General features: G+C 61.8%; 12 protein-coding genes. 3 read left to right on the forward strand and 9 right to left on the reverse strand.

All coding sequences use genetic code 11. The features are described from left to right. The 9 genes from MR825_RS04520 to MR825_RS04560 all read right to left on the reverse strand — a co-directional run. Positions 1-324, reverse strand: a 324-nt coding sequence (locus MR825_RS04520) for a pyruvate formate lyase family protein (RefSeq protein ID WP_287879137.1), incomplete at its 3' end; no start/stop codon positions are given. 76 nt (positions 325-400) lie between these two features. Then, positions 401-1,633: an MFS transporter gene (locus MR825_RS04525; RefSeq protein WP_287879140.1), complete on the reverse strand. Its 1,233-nt coding sequence runs from the start codon at positions 1,631-1,633 to the stop codon at positions 401-403. A gap of 70 nt (positions 1,634-1,703) precedes the next feature. Next, positions 1,704-2,945 carry a M24 family metallopeptidase gene (locus tag MR825_RS04530; RefSeq protein ID WP_186906267.1) on the reverse strand — a complete coding sequence of 414 codons (1,242 nt, stop codon included), beginning with the start codon at positions 2,943-2,945 and terminating at the stop codon, positions 1,704-1,706. A 19-nt stretch (positions 2,946-2,964) separates the two neighbouring features. Then, positions 2,965-3,879 (reverse strand): phosphate acyltransferase, encoded by a 915-nt coding sequence (locus tag MR825_RS04535; RefSeq protein WP_186906268.1) that lies wholly within the window; start codon positions 3,877-3,879, stop codon positions 2,965-2,967. A gap of 174 nt (positions 3,880-4,053) precedes the next feature. Beyond that, a complete protein-coding gene (locus tag MR825_RS04540; RefSeq protein ID WP_186906269.1) occupies positions 4,054-5,019 on the reverse strand; it encodes a 3-hydroxyacyl-CoA dehydrogenase family protein in 966 nt (321 codons plus the stop codon). Between the two features lie 4 nt (positions 5,020-5,023). Further along, the gene (buk, locus tag MR825_RS04545; protein ID WP_287879143.1) at positions 5,024-6,160 is read right to left on the reverse strand and encodes a butyrate kinase; all 1,137 of its coding nucleotides are present in this window, start codon (positions 6,158-6,160) and stop codon (positions 5,024-5,026) included. An 11-nt stretch (positions 6,161-6,171) separates the two neighbouring features. After that, the gene (locus MR825_RS04550) at positions 6,172-6,948 is read right to left on the reverse strand and encodes an SDR family NAD(P)-dependent oxidoreductase (RefSeq protein WP_287879146.1); all 777 of its coding nucleotides are present in this window, start codon (positions 6,946-6,948) and stop codon (positions 6,172-6,174) included. Further along, positions 6,945-7,613 carry an SDR family NAD(P)-dependent oxidoreductase gene (locus MR825_RS04555; RefSeq protein WP_287879149.1) on the reverse strand — a complete coding sequence of 223 codons (669 nt, stop codon included), beginning with the start codon at positions 7,611-7,613 and terminating at the stop codon, positions 6,945-6,947. Before MR825_RS04555 ends, MR825_RS04550 begins: the two co-directional genes overlap by 4 nt. A 15-nt stretch (positions 7,614-7,628) precedes the next feature. Next, positions 7,629-8,510, reverse strand: coding sequence for a 3-keto-5-aminohexanoate cleavage protein (locus tag MR825_RS04560; RefSeq protein ID WP_186906273.1), 882 nt, complete (start codon positions 8,508-8,510; stop codon positions 7,629-7,631). A 305-nt stretch (positions 8,511-8,815) separates the two neighbouring features. Between MR825_RS04560 and MR825_RS04565 the strand changes: the two genes are divergently transcribed. The 3 genes from MR825_RS04565 to MR825_RS04575 are packed head-to-tail and all read left to right on the forward strand — an operon-like array spanning position 8,816 to position 11,144. Next, positions 8,816-9,973, forward strand: a complete 1,158-nt coding sequence (locus MR825_RS04565) for a thiolase family protein (RefSeq protein ID WP_256175532.1) — start codon at positions 8,816-8,818, stop codon at positions 9,971-9,973. A gap of 21 nt (positions 9,974-9,994) precedes the next feature. Further along, positions 9,995-10,345: a cupin domain-containing protein gene (locus MR825_RS04570; protein WP_186906275.1), complete on the forward strand. Its 351-nt coding sequence runs from the start codon at positions 9,995-9,997 to the stop codon at positions 10,343-10,345. A gap of 19 nt (positions 10,346-10,364) precedes the next feature. Then, positions 10,365-11,144, forward strand: coding sequence for an SDR family NAD(P)-dependent oxidoreductase (locus MR825_RS04575; protein ID WP_186906276.1), 780 nt, complete (start codon positions 10,365-10,367; stop codon positions 11,142-11,144). Positions 11,145-11,272 lie beyond the last annotated feature (128 nt).

The raw sequence follows: 11,272 nt of genomic DNA on the forward strand, positions 1-11,272 counted from the left end.
CTCCCGGCTCAGAGGCTCGTAGCGGTCGAAGGGACGGGTGGACAGGGTGTCCAGCTCATCCAGCAGCCACTGGCCCTTCAGCTCCGGCGCAATGGCGCCGCCCCGGATCTTACTGGTAAAGTTTCCCACAAAAAGCTCGTCTTCGTCGATGCGGACGGTCATATGCTCCAGGATGTAGGCCAGGGCCTTGGCCCGCCGCATCCGGTCGGTCTCGCCCTCCGTCTGCCGGTAGGACTCCGTCATATAGCGCAGCCGTTCCACGCAGATCGCCGGGGTGGTGACCATCCGGTCACGCAGCTTCTGGGCCCGTGCTGTCAATGCCATGGGATCACTCCTTGGTGAATTTCGTTTTTTAAGATTGATTATAGTATAATTCGCGTAAAATGTCTCTTTTTCTTTTTTATTTGACGTTCTTCTCGCGGATCAGCACCACGCCCAGCACGGCGGTAAGGATGAACAGCGCCACACAGTAGTACCACATGCCGGTGAAGCCCGCGGCGTCGATTACCACGCCAGCCACCAACGTCGCCAGGCCCAGTCCCACGGCGTTGGACATCTGGAAGGTGCCGTTGGCTACGGGGATGCGGTTGGCCGGGCAAGCCTTCATCAGGGACGCGTTCAGCGGGGCCTTGATGCCGGCCTGGCCCACGCCATAGACGAGCCCCAGAACCACCCATGCGGTAACGCCCTGGGCAATGCAGACATAGACGACGGCGCAGATGATGCAGCAGGGTACCAGCAGTACCTTCAGGCCTTTTCTGTCCTGCACGGCTCCCATCCAGAACCGGCACAGAAACTCAGTCACGGCCTGCGCGGTAAAGAATACGGCGGCGGAGACCCCCTCATAGGTGGCGGCTACATAGGCGGTCAGGAAGAACATGGTGCAGTGGGCCATGGAGGCCACGATCATGGTGATGCAGGCAGGGATCGAGGTCTTCTCCAAAAACTTCCAAATCCCAGTGTAGGGCTTACCGTCGGCGTCATAGCGGGCGGCTTCCGCGGCAGCGGCGGCCTTGGCGGCCGCCCCGGGGTCCGAGGCGTGCTTCTTCCGGCCGGGAACAAAGATGAGGGCCAGAACCAGACCCGCCACCATGATGGCGGCGATGCCCACGAAGAACCGGAACCAATTCTGGTCGTCGCCGATCAGGGCCTCAGCCACCCAGGGACCGGCCACGATGGCGGCCGCCTGGGGGATACCGATGAACAGGCTGGAGGCCGTGCCCATACGGCTCTGGGGCACCGCTTCAGCGGCCAGGGAGTTGGAGGAGGTGTAGGACCAGGCATGGCCCACGCACTGGATCAGGCGGAAGAACACGAAGCCGGTAAAGGTCAGGAAGATGCCGCAGCAGGCGATCATGGCGGCAAAGATGGCAAGGCCGATGATAAGCATAGTCTTGGAACCGAACTTCTGGCTCAGGGGGCCGGTGGAGGGACGCAGGATCATGGCGATGATGGTCCAGCCGGTGCCTACCAGACCATAGGCGGTAGCACTGCCCTTCAGATACTGCAGAACATAGACGGACAGGTAGTTGGCCATGGCCTGATAGCAGACGGAAATGACGATGATGACCACGATGGGAACGATCATCGGGGCCCACCAGGGGGCATGTTTTGCGGTTGTCGTGTTGTTCATACTGTTTCCTCCTTAAGCTCTCTTATCTGTTTTCGCGGGGCAGGGTATTTCCGCGGGGTCCGACAGTGGATCAGAAGAGGCATTCGGTGATGGTTTCGACCGGGAATTTGGTGAGTAGCTCGTAGCCGTCCTTGGTGACTACGATGTCCTCCTCCAGACGAACGCCGAAGGGGCCGTACTTGGGGTCTACGCCGCCGGTCCAGGTCTCCACGGCCATGACCATGCCCTCCTCCAGCACCGTATGCGCGGCCTTTGGGGTGTAAGGGCGGAAGAACTGGGGTGCCTCGTGGAGGGACAGGCCCAGGCCGTGGCCCAGGGCATAGCCCGCCACATCCAGCCAGTTCTCATATCCCCAGTACTTGGGGGACTGCGGCCAGCCCTTGACGATATCGGCGGTGGAGTTGCCCGCCTTGATCCCCTCCATGCCGTCGTACATCATCTTGCGGCAGTCCTCGTACACCTGCTTTTGGAGCGCGGTTGCCTCGCCGCAGACAAACGTGCGGTAATAGCAGGACTTATAGCCCATATACGAATTGCCGTTGATATCAATGCACACCACGTCGCCGGGGTTGATGGACCGGTCGGTGTAGTCGATGTGCAGAGGATTAGTGCGGGGACCGGAGGAGCAGACAAACTCCTGCACTTCGTCGGCGCCCAGCTCGTAGAGCTTTTTCATGCCAACGCCCACCAGATCGCACTCCCGCACGCCGGGAACCAGGGCCTTTTTGATCTCGTAGAACGCGGCGGTAGCGGAGTTACAGGCCATGCGCATGCAGGCGATCTCGTCCTCGTTCTTGATGACGCGGGCATCAAACATGGCCTCCTCGGCATGCTTGAAGCGAGTGATGCCCTTGCGCTTGAGGGCCTCGGTCATCATCAGCTCAGAGCAGCAGCCGTCAAAGCCGATGACGCCGTTCTTCTGGCCGTGCTCCTCGATGACGGGGACGATCTTGGACATGTGAGTCTCCAGCTCGTCCACGTTGCGGGCCCACTTCAGTCCTCCGGGGGGCGCCCAGATCTTGTCTTTGAGCCATGGCATCTCTTTGCGCAGCTCATAGCAGGAAAAGCTGGTGGTCAAAAAACAGTGAGGATCGCCGTTGATGGGCAGGACCACCATCTGGGCCTGGGGAAAGCGGCAGGGTACCGTGGCGTAGCCGCCGGTGATGTAACGGATGCTGTAGGCATCCCAGGTAATGAGCACGTCGATGCCGTGCTTGGCCATGGCCTCCTTGGTGCGCTGGAGACGGTATTCCCGCATCCGCTCGAAGTTGATGCCGGCCAGACGGTCGTATGCCATTCTTCCGTAGGGCATGTTTCGTTCCTCCTTTTTGTCATTCGGCGCCGGCGTTGACGGCCGCCGCCAGGGTGATGCACATATATTTTGTCTCCGCCGAGGATGCACGGGAACTGAGAATGACGGGGACCTTTGTGCCTAAGATGAGTGAGCCTACCGGGATGCGGCAGGTCTGGGTGATGGCCTTGGTGGTCAGGTTGGCCGAGGTGAGTTCCGGAAAGACCAGCAGATCCGCGTCCCCGGCCACATCGCCGCCGAAGCCCTTGACCTTAGCGGCCTCCTTGTTGATCGCCACATCATAGGAGATGGGACCTTCCACCGTACAGCCGGGGATCTGGCCTTCCAGATTCATGCGCTTGAGTTCGGCGGCCTCCACGCTGTCCTGCATACGGGGATTGACGACCTCTACCGAAGCCAGTACGCCCACCTTGATGTTCTCATAGCCCATGGCTGTCATGGTCTGTACCGCGTTCTCGATGATCTGACGCTTCTCATCCAGGGTAGGATGCATACAGATGCCCGCGTCGGTGAAGGCAATGAGCTTATGATAGTGGGGCAGCTCCCGGATGGAGAGCATGGACACCAGGTTTCCGGTACGCAGCTGGTTTTCCCGCTTCAGGATGGCGTGCATGAACTGGGCTGTTTTAATGAGTCCTTTCATGATGCAGTCCGCCTGTCCCGCGTTGACCAGATCCACCGCCCTCTGGGCCGCAGCCTCATGGTTGGGCTCATGGCAGATGGTCACGTCGCTCTTATCATAGTAGTGGTCGGCCAGCAGTTCGGAGATGATCTCCTCATCCCCGATGAGGATGGGTTCGATCAGTCCTTCCCGGCCCGCCCGCAGGACGGCCTCCATCGTGTACTCGTCCTCTGCCGAGACCACTGCGCAGCGGGCCTTCTGCTTGCGCTGCATCGCCCGCTGGGTAAGCTGAGAAAATTTCGTATAAGTCATGGGGCCGCCTCCTGTTCGGATCGTCGTCTTATTTTGAATGCAGGATCTATGCCAAGTTTTTTATGGGAAGCGGTGCGGTTTTTCAGGCCTTCTTGCGCTTTTCCCGCCGCCAGTGATGCCGATCGGCATCACTGGCGTTCACTTTCCGCAACACCGTCCGGTTTGTTTCTGCGTTCAGAGCTTATGATGAAGCTTCAGGATCTCCAGCAGCATCTCGTCCCGGTAGCGGGCCAAAGATTCGTTGGTATTTCCGAGCTGCGCGGGCCGCCTGGCCATGGCCTCCTCCACCCCGGCCTGGGCCATATCCGGCCAGTCCTCGGGGTAAGTCGTCCAGCGGGCCATATCCTCCAGCCAGGACTTTTTGTTCTTGCCCCCGCCCACGTTGGCATACAGGCCCTTGATGCCCTTGGGATTGCCCAGCTGATAGAGCAGGTTCTGTCCCATAATGGCCCAGCGGATGCCAGGCCCGAAGGTAAGGGCCTTGTCCGCGTCCTCCACCGAGCACACGCCCCGTACCACCAGGTCGATGATCTCACGGGCCACCGCCGTCTGGATGCGGTTTGCGATGAAGCCGGGCACCTCCTGATGCAGCACCACCGGCTCCTTGCCCAGCAGGGTATAAAACTGCCGCGCGGTCTCCACCGCCGCTTCGCTGCCTGCGGGACCGACTAGTTCCACCAGGGGGATCAGATGGGGCGGGTTGTAGGGATGGGCGCCGATGCAGCGTTCGGGGTATTGAGACAGCTTTGCGATCTCGCTGATAAGCAGCCCGGAGGTGCTGCTGGCGTAAATGACCCGGTCTCCCGCAAATTCGTCTACCTGTGCCAGCACCGCCTGCTTGATCTCGTACCGCTCAGGCACCGACTCCTGCACCAGCTGCACGCCGCAAAGGGCCTCCTCCATGGAGGTAGTACAGCGGACCCGGTCCAAGGCCTGGCCGGCCGCCTCCCGGGTCATGCACGCTTTCTCCACCAGGAAGGCCAGGTTGTCGGCCACCTTTTGACGTCCGGATGCCAGCTGTTCGTCACTGATATCGTACAGCACCGCCTCGTAGCCCTTCATGACGAAATTGGTGCACCAGCTTGCACCGATGACCCCGGTACCCAGGCATGCGATCCTCTGGATCTCCTGCGTTTTCATAGTCTCACTCCTCCTCTGTTTTGCGGCAGTCCGCCAGGAATGCCTCCAGAGTGTCGTATCCCGGCGGGAGCCAGGTATAGCGGTTGGCCCGCTCCTCGCCCCGGAGCACCCGCGCTCCGCCTTGGGCCAGGGCCAGCATCTCCCGCTCGCCGGGGATGACCACTACCGGCGCCAGAAACTCCACCTGCTCCGTTACCCAGTTGGTAAGTCGTTTGGACCAGGCCAGACCTCCGGTGAGGATAATGCGGTCCAGCCTGCCGCTCTGCACCACTGAAAGTTCCCCAATGCCTTTGGCGATCTGGTAAGCCATATACCAGAACACGTCCCGGGCCTTTTGATCCCCGGCGTCGATCAGCGCCTCCACATCCCGGGCGTCGTTGACGCCGAACCAGGCTACCAGACCGCCCCTGCCCCGCATTTTATTGGCCATCTCCGCCTTGGTATATTGACCGGAATAGCATAGTTCGATCACGTCGGTGACCGGGATGCGTCCCGCTCGCTGGGGGGACATGGGACCTGCGTCGTCCAGCAGGGTGTCCACCATCCGTCCGCCGGAATGGAAGGCCATGGTGATGCCGCCTCCCAGATGGGCCACGATGAAGTTGCACTCCTCATAGGCCTTTCCCAGGCTTTTGGCCACTTGGCGGGCCACCATTGTGGAGTTGAGGCAGTGAGAGGTAACGAAGCGGCGGCACTCAGGCAGGCCGGTGTAGTGCATGATCTCGTCGGCGTCGTCTGCCGAGGGCGCGTCATAGAAAATAGCGGGCACACCGCTCTCCCGGGAGAGCTGGTAAGCAATGATGGCCGCCAGGCTGGACACGTGCTGGGAGCGGGGCCGGTAGCGCAGCATGGCGTCCACGTGGGCGTCGATCACGTAGGCTCCGCTGTGTACGCCATGGATGGAGCCGCCCCGGGCCACGATCAGGTCCAGGGTAGACAGATCCAGTTCCGCCCCCCGGATAAAGTCCCGGATGGAGGCCATGCGGATGTCCAGCTGCTGGATCATCCGCGTACAGTCTGCGATGTCCTCCGCCCGGATGACCAACTCCTGCTTGAGCACCTCCGTCTCATCCTCAAAAAGGGCCAGTTTGGTGGAGGTGGAGCCGGGGTTGATGGTCAAAATTCTCTTTTTCTCTGCCATGGGGTCCCTCCTCATGGGTGCTGCTGCCAGGACCAGGCCGGATCCTGAACGATGCATTTTCCGCCGGTAATCTCCAGAACCTGCCCGGTCACGCCCCGGGCCAGGTCTGAGGCCAGAAAGACCATGCCCGCCGCAATCTCGGCTGGCTCGCCCAGACGCTGCATCACGCTGCTGCCACCCAGCACGTTGATATCTTTCAGGTGACGGTTGTTTTGGGTAACCATGTCCGTCCGGATCATGCCGGGTGCCACAGCGTTGACCCGGATGCCCCGGCCGGACAATTCCCGGGCCAGCAGTCTGGTGTACATGCTCACGCCCGCTTTGGTCACGCCGTAGATACTGCGCACGGTGGAGGTAATGCGTCCGCCCAGGGAAGAGGTGTTCAGGATACAGCCTCCCCGCCCCGTCAGATAGGGGATCGCCAAATTGCAGCAGGAGATGACCGCCTTCAGATTCACGTTCACCACCTTGTCCCACTGTTCATCCGGCATAGTGGTAAAGCCGCAGGGGTTGCCCACACCGGCGTTGTTGACCATCACATCCACGCCGCCAAAGCGTTCCTGCACGCGGTCCAACAGCGCGCACATCTGCTCGGAGCAGGTCACGTCGGCCGCAAAGCCGAACTGATTGGGATCGTTCCGGCTGTTTACCTGGTCGATCATGTCCTGTCGGAAGTCGCATACCGTGACCCGGCAGCCCTCGGCCAGGAATGCCTCCGCCGCCGCCTTTCCGATCCCGGAGGTCCCTCCGGTCACCACCACACTCTTTCCCGCAAGCCCGGTATTCATGCTTCCACCTCCCGTACGTCTGTGTTCCCGGCCTCCAGCAGTGTGCCGGTACAATAGGAAGCCGCCTGGGAGGCCAGAAACAGCACCGCCCCAGCCAGGTCAGACACGCCGCCGCCCAGCGCCGCCGCGTTGACCCGGATGCGCCGGCTCGCCAACTCGGAGGCCAGCGTCTTGGTCATAGACTCCACGCCTGCGGCACAGACCGCCGCCACCCCCTCCAAAGGGCCCGGCCGGTGCAGGGCGGAATCGGTCAGCAGCACGACGGCGGGGTCCTGTGCGCGCTCCAGGTAAGGCAGCGCCGCTAGGACCGCCTTCCAGTCGGTCCGCAGGGTCTCGGCAAAGGCACAGCTCCACTCCTCCGGCGTTACTTCCGTGAGCGGCTTGCGCACTGGTGCAGAGCGCCCGTTGCATACCATCACGTGGATGGCCCCCATGCGTTCTCCCGCTGCGGCAACAAACGCCGTAAGCGCGTCATCGTCCGTCAGCGGCAGCTTTTCCGTATGGATGCTCAGCGCTTCCTTCCAGGCCAGCGTCTCCAGCTCGCCCAGATGCTCGCCGCAGACGAACACGTCGGCCCCTTCCCTTGCCAGGGCCAGAGCCACCGCCTGTCCCGCCGGGTCGCCTCCTGCCACCACTGCGGTCTTACCATGAAAATCCGCGTTCATATCGTCCACTCCCTTTTACAGTCCCAGAGCGGCCCGGACGGCTGGGCCGTCAAAGGCGGGAATGCCCAGCATCGCGCGGGCCTCGGCAGGCGTCGCAGGCCGGTTGCCGTAGGCCCTTACAGCGGCAACGGCCCGCTCCACCAGCATGTGGTTGGTGGCCAGAATTTTTTTGCCGCTTTCGTCCACACCGAAGACCACATTGTCCTCCATGCCCACCCGGATGTGCCCGCCCAGAGCCAGTGCCGCAAACAGGATGGGCATATGCCCCCTGCCTACGCCGAATGCCGACCAGGTGGACCCGGCGGGGATATGGGTAACCAGATATTGAAGATGTTCCACGGTGGCGCTCATGCCTCCGGGCACACCCAGACAGAACTGGTAGTGGCAGGGTGTAGGCAGATGGCCCTTTTTCACAAAGTGCTCGGTGATGCCCAGCATCCCCGTGTCAAAGATCTCGATTTCCGGCTTGATGCCCCGCTCCATATACAGGTCGCCCAGCTTCTCCAGAAACTGCGGCGTGTTCAAAAAGACGCCGGCAGGCATCCAGTTGAAGGTGCCTGCGTCGTAAGAGCCCATTTCGATCCCGGGCAATTCCCTGTGGTGCGCCATCCGCTCTTCGTCTGTGGCAGGGTGGGCCTTGGAGGCCCCCGAGGAGGTGCAGTTGATGATGATGTCGCAGTCCTCGTGGGCACGGATCCGGCGGATGGTCTCCCGGAAGCGCTCCTGATCCATGGCTCCCAACCCGTCGGGGGCGCGCATATGCAGGTGCACCACGGCGGCCCCCAGCTTCCAGGCGTCATAGGCCTCGTCGGCGATCTGCTGAGGCGTCTCTGGAATTTTGTAGCCCGCAGGGGTAACCGCCCCGGTGAGGGCGGCGGTAATAATGGTCTTTGCCATGCGGTATTCTCCTTTCGCTTGCGTTCTGTCTTTTTCTTGTGCAAAATTCATGCCAACTTATTTTTTTCCGGTGTATTACCCGGATTTCCCCGTCATCCGGCCCGGTACGCCCCTCCGGTTCCCTCCGTCCTTCCGCTCCGGGTGTTCACTTTCAGCATCACCCGTCGCAGATCGGCAACATACCGCCCCCCGTTTCGCCCGTTTTCCCTCCTTCCCGCCCTCTTTTTTTTGGCACGCCGTTTGCATAAGTTCCTTTCGGAAGACTTATCGAACGCTTTGTTTTCCAAAATCTAAGGAGGAATTTTATGTCCAAACAAGCAGTGATCGTAGCATACGGCCGTTCTGCCGTATGCCGTGCCAAGAAAGGGGCCCTGGCCCGCTCTCACCCCATCGACTGGTCGGCTCAGGTGCTCTGCGGCGTTCTGGACCGGGTCCCGGAGCTGGATCCCGGTGAGATCGCCGACGTGATCGTGGGCTGTGCCATGCCGGTACGGGGGCTCAACCTCAACGCGGCCCGTCTCATCACCCAGCGCGCCGGTCTGCCGGACAGCGTATGCGGCCAGACCGTCAACCGCTTCTGCGCCTCCGGGCTCCAGTCCATTGCCACCTGCGCCAACGCCATTACCGCCGGGCAGGAGACGGTCATGGTCGCCGGCGGCGTGGAGGATATGAGCCATACCTTTAAAACCGCCGATCCGGCCGACCGGAATCCCTGGCTGGCGGAACACAACGAGGGGGCCTATATGGGCATGGGCTTCACCGCGGAAAACGTGGCGGCCAAATACGGCATCACCCGCCCCGAAATGGAGCGTCTGGCGCTGGAAAGTCACCGGAAAGCAGCCGCCGCGCAGGACGCCGGCGGATTGAACCGCTCCATTATCCCTGTCACCGTCCCCGGGGCGGAGGGCGGCACGGAGACCGTCACTCTGGACGAGGGGATCCGCCGGAATACCACGCTGGAGGGCCTGGCCTCCCTGAAGCCCTGCTTCCGGGAGGACGGCGCGGTCACCGCCGCCACCTCTTCCCAGACCAGCGACGGCGCGGCTTTCGCCGTTCTCATGAGCGAGGACAAAGCCGCCGCGCTGGGGATCAAGCCCCTGGCCCGGATGCGCTCCTTTGCCACTGGCGGCTGCGATGCCCGCTATATGGGCCTCGGCCCCATCTACGCCGTGCCCAAAGCCCTGGCGCGTGCGGAACTGACCATGGACGACCTGGATGTGATCGAGCTCAACGAGGCCTTCGCCGCCCAGGCCCTGGCCTGTATCCGGGATCTGGCGCTTCCTGTGGAAAAAGTCAATCCCTGGGGCGGTGCCATGGCGTTGGGTCATCCCATGGGCGCCACCGGCATCTTTCTCACTTCCAAAGCGCTGGACTACCTGCGTCTGAACGGCGGGCGCTATGCGCTGGTCACCATGTGCATCGGCGGCGGTATGGGCGCGGCCGCCGTGTTCGAATTGCTGTAAGCCGCAAAGGAGGAAGCTATCATGAGTTATAAGGTTACCCGCCGTTCGGAAGCCGTGGCTTACGAGGCTCCGGGCCATTACGACATGCGTCCCACCCGCCTGCACAATCCCGGCGATGTAAACGATGGCCGCATCACCGTGGGGCTGAGTCATTTTTTGCCCGGCGGCGGCTGCCATTTCGGGTCCAACGCGCTGGAATCCATCTATTATGTTCTTGCGGGCGAAATGGATCTGACGACCGACGACGGCACCACCACCCTGCACGCCGGAGACTCCTTCCACTGTGGGCCCGGCACCCAAAAGGCCATCCAAAACAACGGCCCGGTCAGCTGCCAGATGCTGGTTATTCTGACCCGGCCGGAACAGGCATAACGAAAAGGAGGAAGTTATCATGAATATTTCCGAGCATCTTTTTGATCTCACTGGAAAAAACGCCGTGGTGGTTGGCGGCGCGGGCGGCATCGGCCAGGCCATTGCCCAGGGTCTGGCCGTCTATGGAGCCCGCGTGGCCATTGCCAGCCGCAGGGAAGAAAGTCTGAAACGCGCCCAGCAGGAGATTTTGGAGAGCAGCGGCAAGCAGGTGTGCTACTACACCGTGGACGCGGGAGACGAAGACAGCGTAATCGCCCTGCTGAACGCCGCCCTGGCTGAATTCGGCGAGGTGGATATCCTGGTCAACGCCCAGGGCTTCAATCAGAAATTTCCCGCCACGGAGTTTCCCATGGACGTGTGGGACCAGATGTTCAGCGTCAATGTCCGAAGCTTGATGCTCACCTGCAAGCATTTCGGCGCTCATATGAAGCAAAACGGCAGCGGCAAGATCATCAATCTCTCCTCCGTCCGGGGCGTCCGTGCCTGCGGCGGCGGCAACACCGGCTACGGTGCCACCAAGGGCGCGGTGGATATGATGACACGTATGCTGGCCAAGGAGCTTGGGCCCGAGGTCTGCGTCAACGCCATCGGCCCCACGATCACCTATACCCCCATGATGGTCGGCGTCCTTCCCGCCGACCCGCAGGAGCGGGCAGCCAAGGCGGCCAATATGCCGCTCAAGCGCATCGGCGAACCGGAAGACTGCGCCGGACCCGCCGTATTTCTGGCCTCTGCCGCCTCTGATTTCATGAGCGGGCAGATCCTCTACCCCGACGGCGGCCTGACCGCCATGGGCTGATTGTCCGCCGGTGTCTCTGAGAACCGGAAACAGGGCCCGCTGCAAAGCAGCGGGCCCTGTTTCCATGCTTCTCCGCGCGTCACGCCAACGCGCTCCTTACAACCCAAAACCGGCCGTGGCGCGGGTAA

The organism is Lawsonibacter sp., from assembly GCF_022777125.1.
Classification (GTDB): Bacteria; Bacillota; Clostridia; order Oscillospirales; family Oscillospiraceae; genus Lawsonibacter_A; species Lawsonibacter_A hominis.